Genomic DNA, 24,710 nt, shown 5'->3' with positions numbered 1-24,710 from the left:
CGTTGGCATGTATGCCATTCGCAAGCAGGCTGCCCATACGTCGCCCGAGGCCGTGGGTTCCGTACCACTGGCCCGGCAGGGCGGATGCTGAGCCAGTCTGAACATGTCCAAATGATGATCGAAGCTGACGGCATGCTGGCTGCCACACAAGCCGTTGGCACGGTGATGTCCGGACCAGAGGTCAGGCGGGACAGCGAATTCTGCAGCACGCTGGGCAGCCCCGAGAAATGGACGGGCACCGCTTGCGGAAAGTGACACGCAAAAGCGACGCGATCTTCACCCAACGCAACGACAGCACCATCACCTGAACGCTGTCCTGAGAACGGCGCGGCTCGCCGAGCATCGGCAGGGTTCAACTGCCTTGCGTTCGTCCAGCCTTGCGCGCCGCATGCCGGGCCACCGCGTCGCGACCGAGTTCCCGGGTATAGGTTTCGAGCTCTTCGAGCGCCGTGATGCATCCGGCCCCGGTCTGCGTCTCGACCGCATCGGCGATGCGCCGATGCAGGGCGATGATGCGGGCACGGTCGCGGGCTGTGAAGGTGATCATGTTCATCAGTGGCTGCATGGCCTCGACAGCTCCGGCCAGCTGGTAGGACAGCACCGGATTGCCCGCCGCATCCACCAGCGCCCGGTGAAAGGCCACGTCGGAGGCGCAGAAATCCTCGTCGGTGAGGGCAGGGTCTGACTGGCGGGCGATCTCGGCCTGCATGGTGGCCAGATGATCGCTCTGACGCCGGGCGCAGGCCAGCGGCGCACAGGCCCGCTCCATCGCAAAGCGCGCCTCGCAGGCCACGTCGAAGCCGATGTCGTTCATGGACAGCAGCAGGGTCGAGGTGGTGATCTGCTGCGCATGCGCCGCATCGTAGGACAGCTGGTTGACGAACGCTCCGCCGGACGCACCACGACGGGTGCGGATCAGAGATTGCGCCGCCAGCCGCTTGAGCGCTTCGCGTACCGTCGGGCGAGACACCCCGAACTGGGTGGCAAGCTCGGCCTCCGACGGCAGGCGGTCACCGACGATGAGTTTGCCCGCGACGATGGCATCGCGCAGTTCGGCGGCGATCTCGGTGGATCGATCTGTGCTGTTTGATCTTGTGGCGGGCATGACCCTTGTTTCTAGTGACGTTGTGATGCGCAGTCCAGCCCGAGTCGTCCGAAGTCGGCTGGTGAGGTCGGGGCAGGAGACGGCTGTCGCGGCAACGCCCCTGCCGTTCCTATGTGAAGAGAGACCTCATGCCCGACCACCAATGGCTTTTGTTCATGACCCGCTACAATGCCTGGCAAAACGACCTCATGCGGCAGGCGCTCGAGGCCTTGCCCCCGAAGGTGGTCAGCTCGGATCGCGGAGCCTTCTTTGGCAGCATGCTGGGCACCGTGAATCACATCCTGTGGGCCGATCAGATGTGGATGAGCCGCTTTGCCGGATGGCCGAAGCCTGAATGCGGCCTTGACCAAAGCCCGGAGCTCACCCGTTCGGTGGGGGCCTGGTCGGCGGAGCGGTCCCGTCTCGACGGTCACCTGTCGGACTGGGCTGCCGGCGTGGACCATGTGGCGCTGTCGGGTGAACTGCGCTGGGTCTCCGGCGCGACGGGCGCACAGATGTCGCGCCCGATGTCGCTGTGTGTGGCGCACATGTTCAACCATCAGGCCCACCACCGCGGTCAGGTACACTCGATGGTCACTGGTGCCGGGGCGAAGGGGTGGCTTTCGGATCTGGCATTTCTTCCGGAGCTGTCAACATGATCCCTTTATCGCCGTTGTAAACATGCACCAGTGGGCTGTTCCGAAAACGACATGCGATACCGTCCATCGCCGTTTTGCGACACGCCCTGACACTTTGCAGGCAAGGCATCACCGGGCGAACACAAGATCCGGGTACTATGGTCAAGACGCATCGGAAATGTCGTTTTTGTACATTTTAATGGCGCGCAGGTTTCTGCCGATGGTTTTTTCTGTTCTAAGCTCGGCCACACGCGACGGGACGGGCTTGCCGGGCTATCGGCATACCCAGTGCGACGGGCAAAACGCCCGACACAGGATCGATACCGCCGCATGATACGCTCCGGCAGGCTGGGGCGCTGCAATGACGAGTTGGAACACGAAGTCGCCCAACCGGCTGATCGCCAACAGGGCGCATGAGCCATCTAAAGTGCCTGGCGTGAACGAAAGCTTAAAAGAAGACCTCAACGAAACGAAAAAAGGGGGAAATTGGTGAATGACTGACAACAACAATGATGACACGGGATCGGAGGACGTAGGCGTCCCCGCGCCGGAAGGCGCCGCCCAGATCATCGACACCGATTACGAGATCGGACAGGACAACATCGAAACGCGTATCGGCCCGTTCGGGGTCGACATCCACAACCCGGTCTTCGTGATCTCGGGTGCGGTGATCGTGCTCTTCGTGCTGTTCACCCTGATCTTCCCGGACACCGCCTCCAGCGGGTTCTCATGGCTGTTCAGCTTTGTCACCCAGTCCTTCGACTGGCTGTTCCTGAGCGTCGGCAACATCTTCGTGCTGTTCTGCATCGCGCTTATCGTGCTTCCGGTGGGCAAGGTGCGTCTCGGCGGCGCCGAGGCGACGCCCGATTACGGCTACCTCGGCTGGTTCGCGATGCTGTTCGCTGCGGGCATGGGCATCGGCCTGATGTTCTACGGCGTGGGCGAGCCGCTGACCCACTTCGGCACCTCCATGGGGGGCACCTCTGTGGGCGAAGACGGCCTGCGGACCGACTGGGCACCGCTGGGCGGCGCCGAGGGTGACGAGGTTGCGTCGGAAAAACTCGCCATGGCAGCGACGATCTTCCACTGGGGTCTGCACCCTTGGGCGATCTACGCGGTTCTCGCACTGGCGCTGGCGTTGTTCTCATACAACAAGGGCCTGCCGCTCTCCGTGCGCTCCGCCTTTTACCCGATCCTGGGCGAACGCGTCTGGGGCTGGTGGGGTCATATCATCGACATCATCGCGGTGTTCGCCACGCTCTTCGGCCTTGCCACGTCGCTTGGTCTCGGCTCCAGCCAGGCGGCTGCCGGTCTGACCGACCTCTTCGGATCCGGTGATCCGACCGAGGGCACTCGCCGCTTCCTCGGCCTTGCCTTCGGCAACGTCGACGAGTCGGGCACCTCGGACAGCATGTGGCTGCTGGTGATCCTGATCGCGGCAATCACGGGCTTCGCGCTCATCTCGGTGGTGCGCGGCCTCGATGGCGGCGTGAAGGTGCTGTCCGAGATCAACATGGCTCTCGCGGTCCTGCTGGTGGTGTTCGTGTTCTTCGTCGGCCCGACAGGCGATCTCGTGAGCGCGTTCTTCGGCAACCTGCTGGGCTATTTCGAGTACCTGCCGTCCCTGTCCAACCCCTTCGGACGTGAGGACACCAACTTCGTGCAGGGCTGGACCTCGTACTACTGGGCATGGTGGATCTCCTGGTCGCCGTTCGTGGGCATGTTCATCGCCCGCGTCAGCCGTGGCCGGACCGTGCGCGAGTTCCTGATCTGCGTCCTGATCATTCCGACCATCGTGTCGGTGTTCTGGATGACCGTCTTCGGTGGCACCGCCATCGGCCAGCTGGTCAACGAAGGCTACCGTGCCGCCGTGGACGCAGACCTGCCGGTGCAGCTGTTCCGCGTGCTCGACGATCTTCCCATGGCCAGCATCACGTCCTTCATCGGCATCCTGCTGGTGGTGGTGTTCTTCGTGACCTCGTCGGACTCCGGCTCGCTCGTGATCGACACGATCACCGCGGGCGGCAAGGTCGACGCACCGGTGCCCCAGCGGGTGTTCTGGGCGGTCTTCGAAGGTGCCGTGGCGATCACGCTGCTTCTGGCAGGCGGCCTCAGCGCGCTGCAATCCATGGTCATCTCGACCGGCCTTCTGTTCGCCGTGGTGCTGCTGATCATGTGCTTCGCGATCTGGAAGGGCCTGCGGGCAGAGCACAAGCTCTGAACGGATCCCTGATCTGAAACCAATGAATGCGCGGGCCGATTGGTCCGCGCATTTTTCATTTGAAGGCAAGTGCTTGACCCTTGCAGGCGGAGCGGCTTTGTTCTGCCTTGAAAAAGGAGAGTCGCATGCTGGATATTGAGTTCGTTCGCGGTCAGTTCCCCGCCTTGTCCGAGTCGTCGCTCGACGGCTGGGCCTTCTTCGAGAACGCCGGGGGCTCGTACACCTGCCAGCCGGTGATTGACCGGCTGATGCGCTTCTACCACCAGCGCAAGGTGCAGCCCTACGCGCCTTACCCCGCCTCCGAAGCCGGCGGGGCCGAGATGGACGAGGCCCGCACCCGGCTCGCCGGTCTGCTGGGAGTGGCGCGGGACGATCTGAGCTTTGGTCCCTCGACCACTCAGAACACCTATGTACTGGCGCAGGCGTTCAGCGAATTTCTGGTGCCCGGCGATGCCATTGTGGTCACCAACCAGGATCACGAGGCCAATTCCGGCCCATGGCGCAAGCTGGCCGATCACGGCATCGAGGTGCGCGAATGGAAGATCGACCCGGTCACAGGCCGCCTCGATCCCGAGGCGCTGGCACCACTGCTCACCGACGAGAAGGTGCGGCTGGTCTGCTTCCCGCATTGCTCCAACGTGGTGGGCGAGATCAACACGGTGGCCGAGATTACCGCCGCCGCCCATGCCGCCGGGGCCTTTACCTGTGTCGACGGCGTGAGCTTTGCGCCCCACGGCTTCCCGGACGTGGGGGCGCTTGGCTGTGACATCTACCTGTTCTCGGCCTACAAGACCTTCGGCCCCCATCAGGGCATCATGGTCATTCGCCACGAGCTTGCCGGGCGGCTCCCGAACCAGGCTCATGGCTTCAACGGAGACGTTCTCTACAAGCGGTTCACTCCGGCAGGGCCGGACCATGCGCAGGTGGCTGCTTGCGCCGGAATGGTCGATTACGTCGAGGCGCTTGCCGCGCACCAGGGCATCGCACCCTCGGAGGTGTCCGGGATGATGCACGCCCACGAGGTGACGCTGATGCAGCCGCTGCTGGACTTCCTCGGGGGCCGCAATTCCATCCGCCTGCTGGGGCCGCGCGATGCGGCCATGCGCGCGCCCACCGTGGCTGTGGATCTGGGCCGCGCCGCCGAGCCGGTGGCCCGCGCGCTCGCCGGGCACAAGGTGATGGCGGGAGGCGGCAACTTCTACGCCCACCGTCCGCTGAGAGCGATGGGGATCGACCCCGAGCAGGGTGTGCTGCGCCTGTCTTTCGTGCATTACACCAGCGAAGCCGAGGTGGCGCAGCTGATCGAGGCGCTCGACCAAGTGCTCTGAGGGCTTGACCGGCACGGCATCACGCTATTTGCGAGCCTTCAAGGAGATGCCATGCCCGACCAGAACAGCCCCGTCATCGTCTGGGTCCGCCGCGATTTGCGGCTGACCGACCACGCCGCCTTTCATGCCGCCGCAGAGACCGGGCGCCCGGTGATCCCGGTGTTCATCCGCGACCACACGGTGGACGACCTTGGCGCCGCGCCGCGCTGGCGGCTGGGGCAGGGGCTGGAGGTGTTCGGCAAGGCGCTCGGGGATATGGGCAGCCGTCTTGTCCTGCGCGCCGGACCCGCCCGCGAGGTGCTCGAGGCGCTGGTGGACGAAACTGGCGCGGACACCGTCCTGTGGCAGCGTGCTTACGATCAGGTCTCCGTCGAACGTGACAGCGCCATCAAGTCGGCGCTGAAGGACAAGGGCATCGAGGCGGAGAGCCACACCGGCCACCTGCTTTTCGAACCATGGACCGTCGAGACCAAGCAGGGTGGCTTCTACAAGGTTTATTCCCCGTATTGGCGTGCGGTAGCGGACCGCGACGTGCCCAAACCACTGTCCGCTCCGTCGTCGCTCAAGGCGCCGTCCGACTGGCCTGAGGGCGATGCCCTTGAGGACTGGCAGCTGGGCGCGGCCATGCGGCGCGGGGCCGAGATCGTGGCGCGGCATACCGATCCCGGCGAGCAGGCAGCGCAGTCGCGCCTCGGGGTTTTCGTGCGTGACCGGATCGACGACTACAAGACAGGGCGTAACATGGTAGCCGAGGACGGCTGTTCGCTCATGTCCGAGTACCTGTCGCTGGGCGAGATCAGTCCAGCGCAATGCTGGCACGCCGGGCAGCGCTCCATTGAGGCGGGCAAGGACGGCGCCGAAACCTGGGTCAAGGAACTGGTCTGGCGCGAGTTCGCGTATCACCTGCTGTGGCACACCCCGCATATCACCGACAGCAGCTGGCGCGAGGAATGGGCGGCCTTCCCCTGGAACGAGGACGAGCGCCGATCTGAGGTCATCGCGTGGAAGCGGGCGCGCACCGGAATTCCATTCGTCGATGCGGCACTGCGAGAGATGTACGTCACGGGAAGGATGCACAACCGCGCGCGGATGATCGTGGCCAGCTACCTCACCAAGCACCTGATGTGCCACTGGCGCATCGGCCAGCAGTGGTTCGAAGATTGCCTGACCGACTGGGATCCGGCGTCGAACGCGCTTGGCTGGCAATGGACCGCCGGGTCGGGGCCCGATGCCACGCCCTATTTCCGCGTCTTCAACCCGATCACCCAAGCCGAGAAGTTCGACCCGGAAGAGGCTTATCGCAAGGCATGGATCGCCGAAGGCTATGACTCGCCGTCGGACACCGCGCTGAGTTACTTCGACGCCATCCCCGAAAGCTGGGCGATCACGCCGCAGGATGACTACCCCGAGCCGGTAGTTACCGCCGACGAAGGCCGCAAGGCCGCGCTTGACGCCTACGAGAACCGGGATTTCTGAGCCGTAGCGGGGCAAGGAAGCCGGCGGTCCAAGCCTCTTGTCGGACGGCACATCCCCGCCGGTTGCGCGGTGTCCCGCAAAGATCACAGCCGCCCTACGACTGCCGCCTTGGGGCTTGTGCCCGGGTGGGCTTTGGCGGCAGTTTGCCCCACGTCATGTATTTCTTTGAAGAGGCCGTGGGTTCATGTTTACCGCCGCCCGGCTCGTTGCCGCGCTTTGCCTCATGGTGCTTGGTTGGATAGGGTCTGACTACGTTCAGCAGATCTGGCCGCAGGACATGTATTTCGGCAATTTCAACTATATCAACGCCGCAATCGGCTTTCTGTGTGGCTGGATCATCGTCGGCCCCCGCGCCGGACGCGGGTTCAGCGCGGCGCTGTCCCATGGCATCACGGGCGTGTTCGCGCTGATCTTCTGGGCACTGCTGTTCCAGGCGACCCGCCAGATGGTCCACCTGGCCTTGCGCCAGCGCTACGACAGTGCCATGGAAGCCTTTGCAGCGATCTTCCAGATTGCCATCGAATACGCTGCCAACCTCGCCGATCCGGGCTTTGTCATTCTCATGATCGTCGGCGCGGGCGTCTCGGCGATCCTGACTGAAACCGCATCGCGCCACTGGCGCTGAACCGGCGCCTTCAGGCGCCGAGGAGTCCTGTCCCTTGTCCGACATCTTTCTCTATGGCCCGCTGTGCCATGCGCCCCTGCTGTCACGGGTGCTGGGCCGCGATGCGGTGTGCGAGCCTGCGGTGCTGCGTGATCACGCCGCTCTCCTGAGCGATGGCAAGGGCTTTCCCACCGCCGTTCTGACCGCCAACCGAGGCGCCGTGGTCGCGGGGCTGCTGCTGCGCGACGCAAGTCGCGAGGACATGGCGCGAATCGCCTTCCACGAGGGCGCGCTCCGTCGTCTGGCTGTCGAGGCGGGCGGCGAGAGCCTGACCGCCACCGTGCCCACGCAGGCCGCCAAGGCCAGCCGCAGCGCCGAACGCTTCGAGCTGTCCGCGTGGGAGGCCCGCTGGGCTACCATGGCCTGCATCGCCGCCGAGGACATCATGCAGCGCCACGGCAGCGCCGACCCGTCCGAGATCGCCCGGTTGCGCCCCTTCATCGCCGCCCGCGCGTGGGCGCGGCAGATGGGCGGGCAGGGCGCCCCGCACGAGCTGCGCACGGGGCGCGGGCTCGACAAGGTCGAGATCGTCCGCGACCGTCCCGGCTTTGACGGTTTTTTTCGCCTGCGCGCTTTTGACATGCGCCACGAGCGGTTCGATGGCAGCTGGTCCGAGACCTTCTCGCGCGAGGGGTTCGTTGCCTACGATGCCGCGCTGGTGCTGCCCTATGATCCGCAGACCGACCGGGTGCTTCTGATCGAACAATTGCGGTATGGCCCGATCCTGAGGGGCGATCCGTTCCCCGTGACGCTCGAGCCGCCTGCCGGGCTGGTGGACGCGGGCGAGGCCCCCGAAGACACCGCCCGCCGCGAGGCCGAGGAAGAGGCCGACATCACGCTCAGCAGGCTAGTGCCGATGGTCAAGGTCTATGCCTCGCCCGGTTACAGCTCCGAGTTCTTTCACTGCTTCCTTGACCTGTGTTCCCTCAGCATGGATGACAATGGCGTGTCGGGCCTCGATGAAGAGCACGAGGACATCAAAAGCCACGTTGTAAGCTTTGATCGGGCCATGGAGCTGGTGGACAGCGGTGAGGTGAATGCCGGCCCTCTGGTGATGATGCTCCTGTGGCTCGCACGTCATCGCGAGGAGCTGCGCGCAGGCGCTTGAGTTCCGGCAGCACGCGGCCTAAACCTGTCCCCCGACGCGCCACAAAGGGAGAGGCTTTCATGCGGTTCGCTCAGGATCTGGCACAGGCCATCGGGAATACGCCGCTCATCAAGCTGCGCAAGGCGAGCGAGATGACCGGCTGCACCATCCTCGGCAAGGCGGAATTCGCCAACCCCGGCCAGTCGGTCAAGGACCGTGCGGCGCTCTACATCATCCGCGACGCGGTCGAGAAGGGCCTGCTGGAGCCCGGCGGCACCATTGTCGAGGGCACCGCCGGCAACACCGGGATCGGCCTTGCACTGGTCGGCGCCTCCATGGGATTCAAGACGGTCATCGTCATCCCCGAGACGCAGAGCCAGGAAAAGAAGGATATGCTGCGCCTTGCGGGCGCAGAGCTGGTGCAGGTGCCCGCCGCTCCTTACGCGAACCCCAACAACTACGTGCGCTATTCTGGACGGCTTGCCGAAGAACTGGCGCGCACCGAACAGCATGGCGCGATCTGGGCCAACCAGTTTGACAACGTCGCCAACCGGCTGGCCCACATCGAGACCACCGGCCCCGAGATCTGGGAGCAGACCGGCGGCAAGGTCGACGGCTTCATCTGCGCCGTGGGTTCGGGCGGCACGCTGGCGGGCGTCGGCATGGCGCTGCAGCCCAAGGGCGTGAAGGTCGGCCTTGCCGATCCGGCAGGCGCAGGCCTTTTCAAGATCTATACCGGGCAGGACAACCCCGGCGATTCCATCTCTGAAGGCATCGGACAAGGGCGCATCACCGCCAACCTCGAGGGCTTCACCCCCGATTTCACCTGCCGCATCCCTGATGAGGAAGCGCTGCCCATCGTCTTCGACCTGCTGTCCGAAGAGGGGCTCTGCCTCGGCGGCTCGTCCGGGGTGAACGTTGCAGGTGCCATTCGCATGGCGCAGGAGATGGGGCCAGGTCATACCATCGTCACGGTGCTGTGCGATTTCGGCAACCGCTACCAGTCGAAGCTGTTCAATCCCGGCTTCCTCAAGGGCAAGGGTCTGCCGGTGCCGGGCTGGCTTGACAGGTCGCCCGCTTCCATCCCGGGCGTGTTCGAGGACGCATGACTTTCCTTCTTCGCAGGCTGAAGACAGCCGCCGCCTCCGCCAGCCTGATGGTCTGCGCGGCCGTGTTCCTATGCCTGTCCGCCGGTCTGGCGACAGCGCAGGATGATCAGCTTGATTATGACAGCTGGACGCTGCTCGGGAACCGGGCCGAAACTGCCGTTGATGGCGCCAACGTCTCGACCGAAGCGCTGGAAAGCCTTCGCAGCGATCTTGCAGGTTGGCGGGACACCTTCCTGCAGGCCGAAAGCACCAACTCCACACGCATCCAGACGCTGGAATCGCAGATCTCGTCTTTGGGTCCTGCCCCTGATGAGGGCGAATCCGAGCCGAGCAGCATCGCCGCCCGCAGAGACGAGCTCAATTCAGAGCTTGAGCGGTTGCAGGCGCCTGTGCTGCGGGCCGAAGAGGCCTACACCCGGGCCGACGGGCTGATCCGCGAGATCGACGAAATCATCCGAACCCGCCAGACCAATGCCCTGCTGGAGCTGGGGCCGACGCCGCTGAACCCTGCACTGTGGACGCAGACGGCGCGGGCGGTGGTCAACTCTGTGAGCAGCCTCGGTGCCGAGTTCTGGCGCAACGTTCAGTCCGACGCGAAGCAGCGCGACCTGCGTCGCGATCTGCCGGTCATCCTGCTTCTGCTGGCGCTTGCAGTTCTGCTGGTGATGCGTGGCCCGGTCTGGGTACGCAATCTGGTCGACTGGCTGCGCAGCCGGACCCGTCGGGGCACCGGCGTCTGGGGCTTCCTCGCGTCTTTGGGGGGAATCATTATCCCCTTCCTGGGACTTTTGGCCCTGACGGTGGCGCTGAAGACGACAGGTCTCGCGGGCTTCAACGGCCAGCGCATCCTCGAGATGGTGCCGGGCTGGGGCCTTGTGCTGCTGTCGATCCGCTGGCTTGCGGACCAGAGCTTTAACCGCAACGACCAGGTCGCCACGCTGCCCTTGCCCTCCGCGCGCCGGCTCGAGGCGCGGTACTATGCCAACATCCTTGCAATCCTGCTGGTGGTACGCTCGGCCGGGCAGACCGTGGGCGAGATCTTTGCCTACAGCAAGGACACGCAGGTGGTGCTGGACTTCCCGGTGCTTCTGCTCTGTGCGCTGATGCTGTCGCGGCTGGGGCAGATCCTGACACGGCTGAAGCCTGAGGAAACCGCAAGCGACAACCCCGAAGGCACGCTGCTGGAAGGCTCGGCCTTCCGGCTGAGCATGGCGCGGACCCTGGGGCGGATCGTGATCGTGCTGGCCATCGTCGGCCCGATCATGTCGGCCATCGGTTATGACGCAGTTGGTCAGGGGCTGGTGTATCCCACCATCAAATCCCTTGCGCTTCTGGCCTTCGTGCTGGTGCTGCAACGTTTCGTCAACGACCTTTACGAGCTGGCGACCGGACGCAACGCGCAGGCATCCGACAGCCTTTTCCCTGTCCTTGCCGGGTTGTTCCTGGTGGTGCTGTCTCTGCCGCCGCTGGCACTGATCTGGGGTGCACGGGTTGCCGACCTCACCGAGCTCTGGGCACGGTTCCAGGAAGGCTTCGTCTTTGGCGAGACGCGGATTTCCCCGGCTGATTTCCTGACGTTCATCATCGTCTTCCTGCTGGGCTACGGCATCACGCGCCTAACCCAGAGCGGCATGCGCAGCTCCATCCTGCCACGCACCAAGATCGAACCGGGCGGGCAGACCGCCATCGTGTCGGGGCTTGGCTACGTCGGGATCTTCATCGCCGCGCTGGTGGCGATCACCGCGGCCGGTCTCGATCTGTCGTCGCTTGCCATCGTTGCCGGTGCGCTGTCTGTCGGTATCGGTTTCGGCCTGCAGAACATCGTGTCGAACTTCGTGTCAGGGATCATCCTGCTGATCGAACGCCCGATTTCCGAGGGTGACTGGATCGAGACCGGTGGCACCCATGGCATCGTCAAGGACATCTCGGTGCGCTCCACCCGGATCGAGACCTTCGACCGCACCGACCTCATTGTGCCCAACTCGGACTTCGTGTCGGGGCGGGTGACCAACTACACCCGCGGCAATGTCATCGGGCGCGTGGTGGTCAACGTCGGCGTCGCCTACGGGTCGGACACCCGGCAGGTCGAGGACATTCTGCTCAAGGTCGTGCGTGAACATGACATGGTTCTGCTCAATCCCGAACCGATGGTCACCTTCGAGGAATTCGGGGCGGATTCATTGAACTTCGTGATCCGGGCGGTGATCCGGGACGTCGGGCACAAGATCTTCGTCACCTCGGATTTCCACCACGAGATCGCCCGTCGCTTCAAGGAAGAGGGGATCGAGATTCCGTTCGCACAGCGTGACATCTGGCTGCGCAATCCCGAGGCACTGCGCGGCGAGGCTGAGGACAAGCCAAAGCCCGAGCCCGAGCCCAAAAAGACCCCGCAGGCTGACGAGGCAACGGCACGCGTCTCGGGGCGCAACGACACCATGCCCGCCGGGCGCCTTGATGATACCGGCGGCGACGCGGATGGATCCGGAGGAGAGGGCGGACGATGACCAGGTTGCTGTTTCGCGAAGATGCCTACATGCGCGATGCGCCTGGCCGGATCGTGGCACATACGCCCGAAGGGGGCCTCGTGCTCGACCAGACGGTGTTCTATGCCAAGGGCGGCGGCCAGCCCGGCGATAGTGGACGGCTTGACTGGGCCGGTGGCTCTGCGCTGATCGCCACGGCGGTGAAGGGCGACGATGGTGCAGTCGTGCTGGTGCCGGCCGAGCCTGTGGCCTTGCCGCCGGTGGGGCTTTATCTCACCCAGCGCATTGATTGGGAACGGCGGCACCGGATGATGCGGGTGCACACGGCGTTGCATCTGCTGTCGGTCGTGATCCCGCTGCCGGTGACCGGTGGGCAGATCGGCGCCGGGTCCGGTCGGCTTGATTTCGCGATGCCCGAGCCGCCTGAGGATCGCGAAGCGCTCGAGGCCGAGATGAACCGCATGGTGGATCGCGACCTGGTGGTGAGTGAGGACTGGATCGACGAAGCCGTGCTCGATGCCAGCCCCGAGCTGGTGAAGACCATGTCCGTGCACCCCCCCCGAGGTCAGGGGCAGGTGCGGCTTGTACGTATCGGCATGGGGCGGGACCAGGTGGACCTGCAGCCCTGCGGCGGCACCCACGTGGCCCGCACCGGTGAGATCGGACGCATCCGGCTGGGCAAGATCGAGAACAAGGGCAAGCAGAACCGCCGGGTGAACATTACCCTCGATTGACACCAAGGGCGGCCTTCTCAGGGCATTTGACGGACCTCGCCGCAGCACAAACGGTCGCGACACGGTGGCCTGGTGTAGGGCGGTCTTCGGAGCGGGAGTTTGGGATGATCGCCCTGATCACAGGGGGCTCTGCGACCGTCTCCTGCGGCGACTACCCCGGTATATTTTTCAAGAGAAGACGGCGGCGGGCCGGGCTTTCGCCGGGCCGCGTCCGATCAGGCGGGCAGGGCGCGGCGACGACGCGGGGCAGCGATGTAAAGCGCGAGGCTGCCCACCACGATGGCTGCGCCAATGAGCATGCGCTCGGACGGGGCCTCGCCGAGGCCGAGCCAGACCCATGCCGGGCCAAGCACCGTCTCCAGCAACATGAGAAGGCCGACATTGGCCGCCTGCGTCAGGCGCGACGCGCTGGAGAGGGCGAAGAACGATGCGGGCAGGATCACAAGGCCGGTCACCAGGATGGACGGTACGTTGCCATCCGTCATCTGCGCAGGCCCTGTGATCGCAAGCCCCATAAGGCCGGCAAGGGCGCTGCCGCAGCCCAGCGCCGGCAGCAATGGCAGGTCCGGCGCCCGGCGCAAGGTGACGAAGGTGGTGGCAAGGCAGAGCGCCACGCCAAGGCCGCAGGCCGCACCGAGAAGCGCCGCTGGATCGAGCGACAGCGCGTGCCCTTCGCTGACCGCGATGATGATACCCGTCAGGACCGCAGCGATGGCGGCCCATGTGCGGACGGAGGTTGGCTCGCCCAGAACGAGCCGCGACATCAGCGCGGCGCAAACCGGCATTGTTGCGACCGCCAGCAGCACAACCGCCACCGGCGCCGAGGAAATGCCCAGTGGGAACAGCAGCGCATTGAGGAAATGGGCCAGAACCAGCACTGCCGCCGCCGGGCGGGCGAGACCGCGAACACCGCCCCCGGGGCGACGGAGCACAAGCCAGATCCCCCAGAACATTGCTCCGGTACACAGCCCACGCCATGCCATCATCTGCCAGCCGTCCATGCCGGACAGCCGCATAAAGAGCGCATCCGGCGTCAAGATCAGCGCGCCGAAGGCTGCAAGGGCAATACCCTTGCTGGAGTTGGTCGGGCCGGAACTGGCTGGCATGACATCGTCCTTTCCGACCGGGCGGGGCCGCGTTGCGCAGGCGCCCGAAAGGTCAGGCGTAGAGCGGTTGCACGCCCATCTGCATGTGAAGCTGGTTCACCACCGTTTCGCTCAGTCCCATGGACTTGGCAAGCCGGTCGAGGAATTCCGCTTCTTCATCCGTGTCCACCACAATGGTCATCAGCGCGGCGGAATAGACCTGTGGCTTCGCGGTCTCCGGGGTGTCCTTTGCCAGACCCTCGGGGTCGAGCGGTGCGGAAAGCTGGTCGCGCACGAAGGCCATGTCCTCGGGGGTGGCATCTTCTCCGACGCTTTCCACGATGCGGGCCTTTTCGGCGGCGTCGATTTCGCCGTCGGACTTGGCGGCCTGGATCATGGCGCGCAGCATCAGACCGGCAATGGCCTCGGCCTCGGGGCTGGTAGCGCCGGTCTTGTTGAACTGGTCGAGCAGGGCGCCGACGCCGGCACCACCGGCAGCGGCGGCCCCGCCGGCGGCGGAGAGCATGCCTGCGAGGCCGGCGCCTTGACCGGCCCCGCCCATCATGGCGCCAAGTCCGCCCTGCTGGAACTTCGCGACCATGTCGGACAGCCCGCCGCCGCCCATCATCTGGCCCAGCTGGGCCTGTTGCGCAGTGCCCGGCTCGGACCCCTTGAGCTGCGCCTTGCCGCCCATCAAACCGCCAATGCCGCGCCCGCCGGACATGCGGTCCACTCCGCGCGCGGCGGCATATCCGATGGCGACCTTTGCCAGTGTTTTCATCATGCCCATGCGTGTTTCCCTCCCAAGAGTGTCATGTGTCGGCGCCACAGTGGCAGAGCGGCGCCGACCGAAAAAGTGTTAAGTGTCCGCCCCGCAATGCCGCATCAGGTGCCGCAGAAGGTGGCAGGGACGATCTCGGCCTCGGTGGGCGGACGGCGCAGGTCCTCGTCCTCGGGGGCCTCGTCGAAGGGGCGCGAGAGAACGGCGTTGAGGCGGTGGAACGGGGCATCGTCGCCTTCGACTGCGGCGGCGATCATCTGCTCGATCCGGTGATTGCGAGGGATCACCGCCGGGTTCGTGCGGCGCATAAGGCCCTCGGGGTCCGGCTCGCTCTCGATGCGCTTGCGCCAGCGGGTCTCCCACGCGTCGAACGCTGCGCGGTCGGTGAACTGGTCGCGGGCATCATCGCCCAGAAGCGCGCGGAAGGTGTTTGTGAAATCTGCCCTGTCTGTTTGCATCAGCTTCAGCAGCTCGCCCACCAGCGCGCCATCTTCAGGGCTGGGGGTAGCGATGCCGACCTTGGCGCAAAAGCGCTTCAGCCACTCGCGGCGCAGGGTGTCCGCCATGCCGTGCACGATCTCGGTAAAGCGTTCCACGGCGGCATCCTCGTCGGGCATCAGCGGCACGAGGCAGGTGGCCAGCTGCGCCATGTTCCAGATGATGATGTCCGCCTGCGCGCCGAAGGCATAGCGCCCGTCGCGGTCGATGGAGGAAAAGACCTGTCCCGCATGGTAGCTGTCCATGAAGGCGCAGGGGCCGTAGTCGATGGTCTCGCCCGAAAGGGTGCAGTTGTCGGTGTTCATCACCCCGTGGATGAAGCCGAGGGACATCCACTGCATGACCAGCGCCGCCTGCCGGTCGCAGGCCTGTTGCAACAGCGCCTCGGGGCCATCAGCGTCTGGGTAGTGCCGGTCGCGGGTGTGCTTAAAGAGGATCTTCAGTGCGTCCTTCTCGCCGCGCGAGGCGAAAAGCTCGAAGGTCCCGACGCGGATGTGGCTTTGCGCCACGCGGGTCAGGACAGCGCCCGGCACGGGGCCGTTTTCGCGGAGGATCGGCTCGCCGGTACGCACGGCAGCAAGGGCGCGGGTGGTGGGCACGCCGAGCGCATGCATCGCCTCGGACACCACGTATTCGCGCAGCACCGGCCCAAGCCACGCGCGCCCGTCACCCCGCCGCGAATAAGGTGTGGGGCCAGAGCCCTTGAGCTGGATGTCGCGGCGGATGCCGTCCTTGCCGACGACCTCGCCGAGCAAATGCGCCCGACCATCCCCCAGCTGGGGCGAGAACCCACCGAACTGATGGCCGGCATAAATCTGCGCCAAGGGCTCTGCGCCCTCGGGGAGCACGTTGCCGGACAGCAGTTCGGCAAGGCGGTTGTCGTCATAGCCCGTTATCCCGAGGCTGTCCGCCAGCGGCTGGTTGAAAGCCACCAGACTGGGCGTGCTGACTGCCGTTGGGTCGAGCCGGGTGAAGAAGCCATCCGGCAGGCGGGCGTAGCTGTTGTCGAAAGGAATGTGCAGGGTCATAGCGGAAACGTAGTGTCCCCGGGCCGCGAAAGTAAGGGGGGTGTCAGAGCACGCGGCTCATGAAGACATAGTCGTCCCTCAGCGCAAAGCGGTTGCGGCGGTAAAAGCGCTGCGCCTGCTCGTCGGCGCGCGCCACCTCCAGGTGCATGGCGCGGATGCCGCCCTCGCGTAGGCCCAGCGACAGCTGGTGCAGCGCATCGCCGCCCATGCCCCGGCGGCGCACGGCGGGGCGCACGTAGATCTCGTCCACCACGGCGTCGAGGCCACCGAACTCCAGGCTCCAGCCGAAGCTCACCGCGACATACCCCACCGGAGACTTGCGCGGACCGATGACCCAGAGGGCACCGTGAGGAATGCCCTCGAGCAGTGGGAGGATGGCACCGCGCACATGGTCTTCGTCGCTGTCAAAGCCCTGCTCTGCATGGAACGCAAGCGTCATGGCAACAACCTTGTCGGCATCCGACAGGTCGGCGAGGTGGAGGGATTTCATCGAAGGGGCCTCGCTGGGATCAGGGCAAACCGGGAACTGGTTACGGGAAACTAGGGGGCTGTCGGATCAGAGACGCGCCAGCCGCTCGGTGAGCAGGTCGAAAAAGCCGTCCGCATCGAGATCGCCAATGAAAAAGGCATTGGCCGGGCGATCGGTCACGCCCCACCAGTCGGCCACGGTCATGCCGCGGGTGAGGGGGCTGTCCACCTCGATCTCGACGTTGATCTCGCGCCCGGAGAACAGGTCGGGGCGGATCAGCCACGCGGTAACGCAGGGATCATGCAGGGGCGCGCCGTCCGAGCCGTATTTCTCCCGGTCGAAACGTTCGAAAAAGTCGGTCATCTCGGCCACGGCGATACCAACCTCCGTGCCAAGCGCGCGGAACGCCTCGTTGCGGGCGGTCGTGACCAGCGCCTTGTGTGTCACGTCCAGCGGCAGCACCGTGATGGGAACGCCCGAGGCAAAGACCGCTGCCGCGGCTTCGGGGTCGACGTAGATGTTGAACTCGGCCGCGGGGGTGATGTTGCCCACCTCGAAATAGGCACCGCCCATGAGGACGATGCGCTTGACCCGCGACTTGATGTCGGGCGCGCGCTCGAACGCGGTGGCGATGTTGGTGAGCGGACCCAGCGGGCACAGCGTAACCGTGCCTTCAGGTTCGTTGCGCAGGGTGTCGATGATGAAATCCACCCCGTGCTGGGCTTGCACCGGCATGGTGGGTTCTGGCAGGTCCGGCCCGTCGAGGCCGGTCTTGCCGTGTACGTGCTCGGCGGTGACCAGCGGCTTGCGCAGGGGGCGGTCGCAGCCGGCATAGACCGGGACGTCGGGACGACCTGCAAGTTCACACACCTTGCGAGCATTCAGCACGGTCAGATTCAGCGGCACGTTCCCGGCAACGGCGGTGATGCCCAGCACCTCGATGTCTTCGGGCGAGGCAAGAGCCAGCAGAATTGCAACCGCGTCGTCCTGGCCAGGGTCGGTGTCGATGATGATACGTTGGGGCATCGGGGTCCTTTCGAGCTGCGCGCAATGGGTCGCATGCCCGGTCAGCCCGTTCAAGCAGGCCGTGAGGACATGGCGCGCTTTCGCCTGTCAAATTGAACCGGCATTTGCTCAACTGTCGGGCTTTTGCCCCGCACGCATTGCAGACCGCTGACGTGGTGTTAGACTCCGCGAAACGATTGGGTTAGGGAAGGCCGCGTGGTTAGCGCTAACGACTTCCCGTTCGCCCTGAACCGCAAGAAATACAGAGAATCGGAGACAGGCCACCGATGGTATCCCGCGTCATTCCCGTAAGCCCGTTCGATCTTGTGATCTTCGGCGGCACCGGTGATCTTGCACAGCGCAAGATCCTTCCCGGCCTTTTCCGTCGCTTCGTCGCAGGCCAGATCCCGACCGAAAGCCGCATCATTGGCGCGGCCCGCGCCGACATGGACGATGCCGGCTACCGGGACCTGATCCGCGCCGCCATCGAAGAACACGCTGGCAAGCACTCTGCCGACAAGGACGCCGTGGAGGATTTCCTCCGGCACCTGAGCTACGTGCCCGTGGACGCCATGGGCGAAGGTGGGTGGAAGGAACTGCAGGAGCTGCTCGTCGATGACGAGGAGCGGGTGCGCGCCTTCTACTTCTCGGTCGGTCCGAACCTCTTCGGCCCGCTGGCCGAGCAGCTTCGCAGCCACGGGCTGGCGCAGCGCGAGTCGCGCATCGTGGTGGAAAAGCCATTCGGCCACGATCTCGAGACCGCGCGCGCCCTCAACGAAGAGCTGGCGCAGCATTTCTACGAGGACCAGATCTACCGGATCGACCACTACCTCGGGAAGGAGACGGTGCAGAACCTCATGGCCGTCCGTTTCGGCAACATGCTGTTCGAACCGCTGTGGAACGCCCAGTACATCGACCACATCCAGATCACTGTGGCCGAGACCGTCGGCGTCGGTGGGCGCGGGTCCTACTATGACAACTCCGGCGCCATGCGGGACATGGTGCAGAACCACCTGATGCAGCTGCTGTGCCTCATTGCCATGGAGCCGCCCGCGCGCTTCGAGGCGGATGCGGTGCGCGATGAGAAGCTCAAGGTGATCCGCGCGCTGGACCCGGTAGACCCGGACCAGATCGTGCGGGGGCAGTACACCTCGGACGGGACCTGCGCCTCCTACCGCGAGGATGCGGAGAATCCCGCCTCGAAGACCGAGAGCTACATCGCGCTCAAGTGTTTTATCTCGAACTGGCGTTGGGCGAACACGCCCTTCTACCTGCGCACCGGCAAGCGGCTGAGCGGACGCGCGTCGGAGATCGCCATCGTCTTCAAGGAAACCCCGCATTCGATCTTCGGCATCGACTCGGGGCGTCACCGCAACGTGCTGTCGATCCGCCTGCAGCCGAACGAGGGCATGACCCTTGGCGTGACCATCAAGGAACCGGGCCCGGGGGGCATGCGTCTTGTGGACGTGCCGCTGGACATGACCTTTGCCGATGCGCTTGGCGAGCAGGCGGAGGATGTGACCGACGCCTACGAGCGGCTTATTATGGACGTGATCCGCGGCAACCAGACGCTTTTCATGCGCGGTGATGAGGTCGAGGCCGCATGGGCCTGGACCGATCCGCTGATCGAAGGCTGGGAACGCCGGGGGGACAACCCCAAACCCTACGACGCCGGCAGTGCCGGTCCGGATGATGCGGCGTTTCTCATCAACCGCGACGGCCGCCGATGGAGGAGCATCAAGGGATGACCTACGACTTCAAGGAATACGCTGACCGCGAAATGCTCGCGATCGACCTTGCCAGCCAGATCGCAGGAGAGCTGCGAGCTGCGCTGTCCCATCAGGACCGCGCGGCGCTTGCCGTGCCGGGCGGGACCTCGCCCGGGCCGGTGTTCGACGCGCTTTGCGCCGCCGATCTCGACTGGTCGCGCGTCGATGTGCTGCTGACCGACGAACGCTGGGTGCCGGAAAGCTCGGACCGGTCCAACACACGCCTGTTGCGTGAGCGTCTCCTGACCGACCGCGCATCGGCGGCACGCCTGCTGCCGCTTTACGCGGAGGCGGAGACCCCCGAGGACAAGCTGGCGGAGCTGGCCGATGCCATCGCGCCGTCGCTGCCTCTGGCGGTGGTGCTTCTGGGCATGGGGGCGGACATGCACACCGCCTCGATCTTCCCCGAGGCCGACAAACTTGAGGAGGCGCTGTCGCCCGACGCGCCCATTCTTCTGCCGATGCGCGCGCCCGGCGCGCCCGAGCCGCGCATCACCCTGTCGGCGTCGGCGCTGGACGGAGCGATGAAGAAGCACATCCTGATCTACGGCCGCGAAAAGCGCGAGGTTCTGGCCAAGGCCAAGGGTCTGCCCGCCATCGAGGCGCCGATCAACGCCATCCTCGATGAGGCAACGGTCCACTGGGCCGAATGAACTGAAAGCGGCCCCTCCGGCATGGTCCGGGGGGGGGCGTCGTTTCGTTTTGATAGCGCTGACAGCATGGCGCTGCGATGACCGGGCCATCGCGTATGGTCCGAGGCTAACCAGACAACAAAAGAGAGACACGACCATGTGGGATGAGCTGAAACGCCTTGCGGCCGCACGCGAAAGGCGCCGGATCGATGGCCTGTTTGCTGAGGATGCCACCCGGGCGCAGAGCTTTTCGGTCGAGCAAGACGGCATGGTGCTGGATTACTCCAAGACCCAGCTGGATGCCGAGGTGGTCGCCGCGCTGCTGAAGGTCGCCGAGGACGCCAAGGTCGGTGCCCGCGCCGAGGCGATGTTCGCGGGTGACAAGATCAACGAAACCGAAGGCCGCGCCGTGTTGCATACTGCACTGCGTAACCTCACCGGCACGCCGGTGCTGGTGGACGGCGACGACGTGATGCCCGAGGTGCTCGGCACCCTTGGCCGCATGGAAGAGCTGGCCCGCGAGATCCGCGCCAGCGATGTAACCGACGTGGTCAACATCGGCATCGGCGGCTCGGACCTTGGCCCCAAGATGGGCACCATCGCGCTGGCGCCCTTTCATGACGGCCCACGTTGCCACTTCGTGTCCAACGTCGACGGCGCCGACATCGCGGACACGCTGAAGCGCTGTAACCCGGCGACGACGATCTTCATCATCGCGTCCAAGACCTTCACCACCATCGAAACCATGACCAACGGCAAGACCGCGTGGGACTGGCTCGAGGCGAACGGGCAGACCACCGATGGCAAGTTCATCGCGCTGTCGTCGAACCGCGAGAAGGCGGGCGAATGGGGTATCCCGGAAAGCCGTGTTTTCGGCTTCGAGGACTGGGTCGGCGGACGTTATTCCATGTGGGGGCCCATTGGTCTTTCCATGATGATCGCCGTCGGCCCCGAGGATTTCCGCGCCTTCCTCAAGGGCGGCGAGTCCATGGATCTGCATTTCCGCAACACGCCGTTGGCGGACAACATGCCGGTGATGCTGGCCCTCGTGGGCATGTGGCACAATCAGGTGCTGGGCCACGGCACCCGCGCGGTGCTGCCCTATGACAACCGCCTTGCCCGACTGCCCGCCTATCTTCAGCAGCTGGAGATGGAGAGCAATGGCAAGGGCGTCAGCATGGACGGCAAGGACCTTGCCTGCAACTCCGGCCCCGTGGTCTGGGGCGAGCCGGGCACCAACGGTCAGCACGCGTTCTACCAGCTGATCCATCAGGGCACACGCGTGGTGCCGTGCGAGTTCCTCGTGGCCGCCCGCGGGCATGAGCCGGAATTGCGCCACCATCACGAGCTTCTGGTGGCCAACTGCCTCGCGCAGTCCGAGGCGCTGATGCGTGGCCGCGACCTTGAAGAGGCGCGCGGCAAGGTCGCTGGCACGTTCGAGGGTGATGAGCTGGAGAGGCAGGCCCGGCACCGGGTGTTCCCGGGCAACCGGCCATCCACCACACTGATCTATCCGCAGCTCACCCCTGAGATGCTGGGTCGCATCGTGGCGCTCTATGAACACCGGGTATTCGTCGAAGGCGTGATCCTCGACATCAACTCCTATGACCAGTGGGGCGTGGAACTGGGCAAGGAGCTGGCAACCGCGCTTGGCCCCATGGTGTCGGGCCAACAAAGCGCCGAAAATAAGGACGGATCGACCCAGGCGCTCCTCGCATTCGTGCACGGGAATGCGTCGTAAAGTTCCATGACAATTTTGTCATTAGGAAAGCGGGTGTCGTGAGGAACGGTGCCCGCTTTTCGCGTGTTGTGTGGGCAGACGTCGACAATGACGACACCAAACGGAGGAACTTCACGATGAAACGCCTTACCATGACCGTCGCTGCAATCGCGCTTACCGCGGGTACCGCAGGTTACGCCCAGACCGCCGACGAAAACACCACCATGAACGAAGCCGACAGCTCGGTTGAGCAGAACCTGGAGCAGGCCGGCGAGAACGCGGAGCAGGCTGCGGAAAACACCGGTGAGGCCATCGAAGGCGGCGCTGAGGAAGCCGGTCAGGAGATGGAACAGGCTGCCGACGAAGCTGGTCAGGAGATGGAAGAAGCCGGCCAGGAAATGCAGCAGGCCGCTGATGAAGCCGGATCCGAGATGAACGAAACGATGGCCGACACCGGTGATCTTTTCGCAAATGACGAAGATGGTCTGATCCGCGTCCGTGACATCCTTGGTGGTGCAGTGTACGCCGTCAACGCTGACGCAGGCGACGTCGAAATGGACGACGCTGCCGCTGCCGAAGGCGACACCACCATGGCGACGGAAGGTGATGCCGAGATGGCTGAAGGCGACGCCGCGATGGAGCCGACCGCCGACACCGAGATGGCCCAAGGCGACAGCACCATGGCCCCCGAAGGCAATGATGAGATGGCATCGGGCTCCGACATGGGTGGCTATGACACGGTCTCCGAAGACTGGGACAATGTCGGTTCGATCGAAGACATCGTTCTGAGCTCTGACGGTTCCCTCGAGGGCGTTGTTGCCGAAGTCGGCGGTTTCCTCGACATTGGCGACAAGCACATCCACATCTCGCTTGATGACGTGAAGCTGATGCCGATCGATGATGGCACCTACGTGATCGTCACCAACTACACCAAAGACCAGATGATGGAGATGCCCGACGTCGACGAATCCTTCGCCAACTGATCGGCACATCACATGTTTCGAAGGAAGGCCGGGGAGTTCCCCGGCCTTTTTCGTGTTGGAATAGAAATTTCCCTGACATTTCGCGCAACTAGCAAATGTCGAAGCCGGGGGTGACGGTGCAGCTGAGACGCATCCGGTCCCCCCCTTGCTGCGCGCGGCCGGCCACCGTTCTCTGGGCACCTCTTGTTGCGGTCAGTCACCTGATGGAAGGTTCGGTCCCGGCCGCAGATCCCGGCGCGGATCCGCATCGGTATGCGCGATTACCAGCGCCAGCGGCGCGCCCGCGTGCCTCAGCCAGATCTCGTAGGCACCGGCCCGGCGCCAGTGGCTGCGCACATAACGCTTGAGAAGGAAAAGGGTGCAGGCTCCCGAGGATCGCTTGGTCCACTGCGCCGGTGGGATGGCCCAAGTCTGACTGCAGTGGCGACCCTCCGGCTGAGGCGCGAGCCGAAGAAGGCTGATGATCTCATCGGCTGTCAAAACTTGCATGACCAGGCTCCGGTCGGTGGTGGAACGATCGGTTAACCAACTGTTGGCAAGTTCTGTCTCAGGGGAGCCCCCATGTTTGGGGTCCCCGTTGTCCGAGGCTGATCCGCGGGAGAGCTGACATGACCGCAACCAACCACGTCCGGCAAATCGCCGACCAGATCGTCGCCCGTGAGGGGGGCTATGTGAATGACCCTGATGACCCTGGCGGTGCCACGAACCACGGCGTTACGATCCACACCATGCGCCGCCTCGGGATGGACTTAGACGGTGACGGTGACATCGATGCCCGTGACGTGCAGGGACTAGACCGGGCGCAGGCGGTCGAGATATTCATGCGCGACTATTTTGATCGCCCCCGGATCGAGGAATTGCCCGAAGCGCTGCATGCGTCGGTTTTCGACATGTACGTCAACGCCGGCACCAACGCGGTGAAGATCCTGCAGCGACTGCTGATCGAGATGGGCGAACGGCTAAGTGTCGACGGCATCATCGGGCCGGTCACCATCGCTGCCTGCCGCCGCGCCCATGACCGCGCGGCGGACCACATCGCCGACGCCTATGGCATCGCCCGGCGCAACTACTATTTCACACTCGCCGATGCCCGCCCCGCAAGCCGAAAATACGCGAGGACCCGGGCAGGCGGGAAGGGTGGCTGGATCCGGCGCGCCGAGCAGTTCATCTCGCCCCGCTTTCACATGAGCGACGCGGAGTTCCAGGCTCGGGTGGCGACATGGCGATGATCGACAAGCTCATGGGACTGCTGTTCGGAGGCGGTGCAAACGTGATCCGCGACACCGCCGAAGTGTTCAGGGTTAACGCCGAGGCGCAGGCAAGCCGCGATGCAGGACTGCAGGACGCAGCGCTGGAGCAGTTCGCGGCGGAATTTCTTGCGCGCTCCAAGCAGTCGCGGTTCGACCGGATCATGGATGGGCTCAACCGTGTGCCGCGCCCGGCGATGGCGCTTGGGACGCTGGGGCTGTTCACTTCGGCCATGGTGGACCCGGTATGGTTCGCCGAGCGCATGACCGGCATCGCCCTTGTGCCGGAGCCGCTGTGGTGGCTTCTTGTGGCGATCGTCGGCTTTTACTTTGGTGCGCGCCATCAGACCAAGGGGCAGCAGTTTCGCCGCGAGATGGCTGCTACCGTCGCGGCGGTGCCCGAGGTTATGGGACAACTGCGCGGGCTCGAGGCGCTGCGGGCAGAAGCCGAAGCCCATCGCGCTGCAACTGTCGGGGGTGGTTGGACTGCCGGGGGCGCCCCAGACCCACTTGCAGGCGCCGGTGACAACCCAGCGCTTGCCGAATGGCGGGCGCTGGGAGGATCGTGACGCCGTGAGGGGCGCTGCCCCTCCTGGCCTTCGGCCATTCCTCCCCGGGATATTTTTTGTCAAAGGAAATCCAAGGCTAGAGAACGCCCTGCGACAAAAG

22 protein-coding genes are annotated in these 24,710 nt (G+C 64.9%); 15 read left to right on the top strand and 7 right to left on the bottom strand.

Features of this window, described 5'->3' with window-relative positions; genetic code table 11:
* Positions 1-352: 352 nt before the first annotated feature.
* A complete protein-coding gene (locus IEX41_RS00635; RefSeq protein ID WP_188787827.1) occupies positions 353-1,105 on the bottom strand; it encodes a FadR/GntR family transcriptional regulator in 753 nt (250 codons plus the stop codon).
* 128 nt (positions 1,106-1,233) lie between these two features.
* Here IEX41_RS00635 and IEX41_RS00630 point away from each other — a divergent pair, with 128 nt between their 5' ends.
* From IEX41_RS00630 to IEX41_RS00590, 9 genes are all read left to right on the top strand, one after another.
* A complete protein-coding gene (locus IEX41_RS00630; RefSeq protein WP_188787824.1) occupies positions 1,234-1,743 on the top strand; it encodes a DinB family protein in 510 nt (169 codons plus the stop codon).
* Between the two features lie 472 nt (positions 1,744-2,215).
* Complete coding sequence (locus IEX41_RS00625; protein ID WP_188787822.1) at positions 2,216-3,943, top strand: BCCT family transporter; 1,728 nt, start codon at positions 2,216-2,218, stop codon at positions 3,941-3,943.
* Between the two features lie 125 nt (positions 3,944-4,068).
* The gene (locus IEX41_RS00620) at positions 4,069-5,271 is read left to right on the top strand and encodes an aminotransferase class V-fold PLP-dependent enzyme (protein ID WP_188787819.1); all 1,203 of its coding nucleotides are present in this window, start codon (positions 4,069-4,071) and stop codon (positions 5,269-5,271) included.
* 51 nt (positions 5,272-5,322) lie between these two features.
* Complete coding sequence (locus tag IEX41_RS00615) at positions 5,323-6,747, top strand: cryptochrome/photolyase family protein (RefSeq protein WP_188787818.1); 1,425 nt, start codon at positions 5,323-5,325, stop codon at positions 6,745-6,747.
* A 184-nt stretch (positions 6,748-6,931) separates the two neighbouring features.
* Entirely contained in the window at positions 6,932-7,372 is a 441-nt protein-coding gene (locus tag IEX41_RS00610) for a TrgA family protein (protein WP_188787816.1), read from the top strand.
* Positions 7,373-7,406: 34 nt separating this feature from the next.
* On the top strand, positions 7,407-8,519 hold the full coding sequence (locus tag IEX41_RS00605; RefSeq protein WP_188787814.1) for an NUDIX domain-containing protein: 1,113 nt from the start codon (positions 7,407-7,409) through the stop codon (positions 8,517-8,519).
* A gap of 59 nt (positions 8,520-8,578) precedes the next feature.
* Positions 8,579-9,607 carry a cysteine synthase A gene (locus IEX41_RS00600; RefSeq protein ID WP_188787812.1) on the top strand — a complete coding sequence of 343 codons (1,029 nt, stop codon included), beginning with the start codon at positions 8,579-8,581 and terminating at the stop codon, positions 9,605-9,607.
* Positions 9,604-12,111: a DUF3772 domain-containing protein gene (locus IEX41_RS00595; protein WP_229672855.1), complete on the top strand. Its 2,508-nt coding sequence runs from the start codon at positions 9,604-9,606 to the stop codon at positions 12,109-12,111. Before IEX41_RS00600 ends, IEX41_RS00595 begins: the two co-directional genes overlap by 4 nt.
* Positions 12,108-12,824 (top strand): alanyl-tRNA editing protein, encoded by a 717-nt coding sequence (locus IEX41_RS00590; RefSeq protein ID WP_188787810.1) that lies wholly within the window; start codon positions 12,108-12,110, stop codon positions 12,822-12,824. Before IEX41_RS00595 ends, IEX41_RS00590 begins: the two co-directional genes overlap by 4 nt.
* Before the next feature lie 215 nt (positions 12,825-13,039).
* On the opposite strand, the gene IEX41_RS00585 is transcribed toward IEX41_RS00590, so the two are convergent.
* The 5 genes from IEX41_RS00585 to IEX41_RS00565 all read right to left on the bottom strand — a co-directional run bounded on the left by IEX41_RS00585 (position 13,040) and on the right by IEX41_RS00565 (position 17,711).
* A complete protein-coding gene (locus IEX41_RS00585) occupies positions 13,040-13,930 on the bottom strand; it encodes a DMT family transporter (RefSeq protein ID WP_188787808.1) in 891 nt (296 codons plus the stop codon).
* A 52-nt stretch (positions 13,931-13,982) separates the two neighbouring features.
* Positions 13,983-14,699, bottom strand: coding sequence for a DUF533 domain-containing protein (locus IEX41_RS00580; RefSeq protein ID WP_188787805.1), 717 nt, complete (start codon positions 14,697-14,699; stop codon positions 13,983-13,985).
* Positions 14,700-14,794: 95 nt separating this feature from the next.
* A complete protein-coding gene (locus IEX41_RS00575) occupies positions 14,795-16,216 on the bottom strand; it encodes a protein adenylyltransferase SelO (protein ID WP_188787802.1) in 1,422 nt (473 codons plus the stop codon).
* A 43-nt stretch (positions 16,217-16,259) separates the two neighbouring features.
* Complete coding sequence (locus tag IEX41_RS00570; RefSeq protein WP_188787800.1) at positions 16,260-16,706, bottom strand: GNAT family N-acetyltransferase; 447 nt, start codon at positions 16,704-16,706, stop codon at positions 16,260-16,262.
* A 66-nt stretch (positions 16,707-16,772) separates the two neighbouring features.
* Positions 16,773-17,711: a nucleoside hydrolase gene (locus IEX41_RS00565; protein WP_188787798.1), complete on the bottom strand. Its 939-nt coding sequence runs from the start codon at positions 17,709-17,711 to the stop codon at positions 16,773-16,775.
* Positions 17,712-17,977: 266 nt separating this feature from the next.
* On the opposite strand from IEX41_RS00565, the gene zwf reads away from it, so the two are divergent.
* The 4 genes from zwf (at position 17,978) to IEX41_RS00545 (ending at position 22,794) form a co-directional block, all read left to right on the top strand.
* Positions 17,978-19,438 carry a glucose-6-phosphate dehydrogenase gene (zwf, locus tag IEX41_RS00560; protein ID WP_188787796.1) on the top strand — a complete coding sequence of 487 codons (1,461 nt, stop codon included), beginning with the start codon at positions 17,978-17,980 and terminating at the stop codon, positions 19,436-19,438.
* Entirely contained in the window at positions 19,435-20,112 is a 678-nt protein-coding gene (gene pgl, locus IEX41_RS00555; protein ID WP_188787794.1) for a 6-phosphogluconolactonase, read from the top strand. The genes zwf and pgl overlap by 4 nt, the downstream gene beginning before the upstream one ends.
* Positions 20,084-21,832 carry a glucose-6-phosphate isomerase gene (pgi, locus tag IEX41_RS00550; protein WP_188787792.1) on the top strand — a complete coding sequence of 583 codons (1,749 nt, stop codon included), beginning with the start codon at positions 20,084-20,086 and terminating at the stop codon, positions 21,830-21,832. Before pgl ends, pgi begins: the two co-directional genes overlap by 29 nt.
* 116 nt (positions 21,833-21,948) lie before the next feature.
* On the top strand, positions 21,949-22,794 hold the full coding sequence (locus tag IEX41_RS00545; protein ID WP_188787790.1) for a PRC-barrel domain-containing protein: 846 nt from the start codon (positions 21,949-21,951) through the stop codon (positions 22,792-22,794).
* Positions 22,795-22,986: 192 nt separating this feature from the next.
* Here IEX41_RS00545 and IEX41_RS00540 read toward each other — a convergent pair whose 3' ends face one another.
* Entirely contained in the window at positions 22,987-23,283 is a 297-nt protein-coding gene (locus IEX41_RS00540; RefSeq protein ID WP_229672852.1) for a cupin domain-containing protein, read from the bottom strand.
* A gap of 119 nt (positions 23,284-23,402) precedes the next feature.
* On the opposite strand from IEX41_RS00540, the gene IEX41_RS00535 reads away from it, so the two are divergent.
* A complete protein-coding gene (locus IEX41_RS00535) occupies positions 23,403-24,023 on the top strand; it encodes a holin-associated N-acetylmuramidase (RefSeq protein ID WP_188787788.1) in 621 nt (206 codons plus the stop codon).
* The gene (locus tag IEX41_RS00530; RefSeq protein ID WP_188787786.1) at positions 24,014-24,610 is read left to right on the top strand and encodes a holin family protein; all 597 of its coding nucleotides are present in this window, start codon (positions 24,014-24,016) and stop codon (positions 24,608-24,610) included. The genes IEX41_RS00535 and IEX41_RS00530 overlap by 10 nt, the downstream gene beginning before the upstream one ends.
* The last annotated feature ends 100 nt before the right edge of the window (positions 24,611-24,710 follow it).

Source organism: Salipiger pallidus (genome assembly GCF_014643635.1).
Classification (GTDB): Bacteria; Pseudomonadota; Alphaproteobacteria; order Rhodobacterales; family Rhodobacteraceae; genus Salipiger; species Salipiger pallidus.
This window is presented reverse-complemented; position numbering and strand designations above follow the sequence as displayed.

What these genes read in the sequence shown, in the direction of transcription:
- IEX41_RS00610 (WP_188787816.1), top strand. Translation starts at nt 6,932, where the DNA reads ATGTTTACCGCCGCCCGGCTCGTTGCCGCGCTTTGCCTCATGGTGCTT.
- IEX41_RS00585 (WP_188787808.1), bottom strand. Translation starts at nt 13,930, where the DNA reads ATGCCAGCCAGTTCCGGCCCGACCAACTCCAGCAAGGGTATTGCCCTT.
- IEX41_RS00535 (WP_188787788.1), top strand. Translation starts at nt 23,403, where the DNA reads ATGACCGCAACCAACCACGTCCGGCAAATCGCCGACCAGATCGTCGCC.
- IEX41_RS00580 (WP_188787805.1), bottom strand. Translation starts at nt 14,699, where the DNA reads ATGGGCATGATGAAAACACTGGCAAAGGTCGCCATCGGATATGCCGCC.
- IEX41_RS00530 (WP_188787786.1), top strand. Translation starts at nt 24,014, where the DNA reads ATGGCGATGATCGACAAGCTCATGGGACTGCTGTTCGGAGGCGGTGCA.
- IEX41_RS00635 (WP_188787827.1), bottom strand. Translation starts at nt 1,105, where the DNA reads ATGCCCGCCACAAGATCAAACAGCACAGATCGATCCACCGAGATCGCC.
- IEX41_RS00630 (WP_188787824.1), top strand. Translation starts at nt 1,234, where the DNA reads ATGCCCGACCACCAATGGCTTTTGTTCATGACCCGCTACAATGCCTGG.
- IEX41_RS00595 (WP_229672855.1), top strand. Translation starts at nt 9,604, where the DNA reads ATGACTTTCCTTCTTCGCAGGCTGAAGACAGCCGCCGCCTCCGCCAGC.
- IEX41_RS00615 (WP_188787818.1), top strand. Translation starts at nt 5,323, where the DNA reads ATGCCCGACCAGAACAGCCCCGTCATCGTCTGGGTCCGCCGCGATTTG.
- IEX41_RS00590 (WP_188787810.1), top strand. Translation starts at nt 12,108, where the DNA reads ATGACCAGGTTGCTGTTTCGCGAAGATGCCTACATGCGCGATGCGCCT.
- IEX41_RS00575 (WP_188787802.1), bottom strand. Translation starts at nt 16,216, where the DNA reads ATGACCCTGCACATTCCTTTCGACAACAGCTACGCCCGCCTGCCGGAT.
- pgl (WP_188787794.1), top strand. Translation starts at nt 19,435, where the DNA reads ATGACCTACGACTTCAAGGAATACGCTGACCGCGAAATGCTCGCGATC.
- IEX41_RS00540 (WP_229672852.1), bottom strand. Translation starts at nt 23,283, where the DNA reads ATGCAAGTTTTGACAGCCGATGAGATCATCAGCCTTCTTCGGCTCGCG.
- IEX41_RS00625 (WP_188787822.1), top strand. Translation starts at nt 2,216, where the DNA reads ATGACTGACAACAACAATGATGACACGGGATCGGAGGACGTAGGCGTC.
- IEX41_RS00600 (WP_188787812.1), top strand. Translation starts at nt 8,579, where the DNA reads ATGCGGTTCGCTCAGGATCTGGCACAGGCCATCGGGAATACGCCGCTC.
- zwf (WP_188787796.1), top strand. Translation starts at nt 17,978, where the DNA reads ATGGTATCCCGCGTCATTCCCGTAAGCCCGTTCGATCTTGTGATCTTC.
- IEX41_RS00570 (WP_188787800.1), bottom strand. Translation starts at nt 16,706, where the DNA reads ATGAAATCCCTCCACCTCGCCGACCTGTCGGATGCCGACAAGGTTGTT.
- IEX41_RS00545 (WP_188787790.1), top strand. Translation starts at nt 21,949, where the DNA reads ATGAAACGCCTTACCATGACCGTCGCTGCAATCGCGCTTACCGCGGGT.
- IEX41_RS00565 (WP_188787798.1), bottom strand. Translation starts at nt 17,711, where the DNA reads ATGCCCCAACGTATCATCATCGACACCGACCCTGGCCAGGACGACGCG.
- IEX41_RS00620 (WP_188787819.1), top strand. Translation starts at nt 4,069, where the DNA reads ATGCTGGATATTGAGTTCGTTCGCGGTCAGTTCCCCGCCTTGTCCGAG.
- pgi (WP_188787792.1), top strand. Translation starts at nt 20,084, where the DNA reads ATGAGGCAACGGTCCACTGGGCCGAATGAACTGAAAGCGGCCCCTCCG.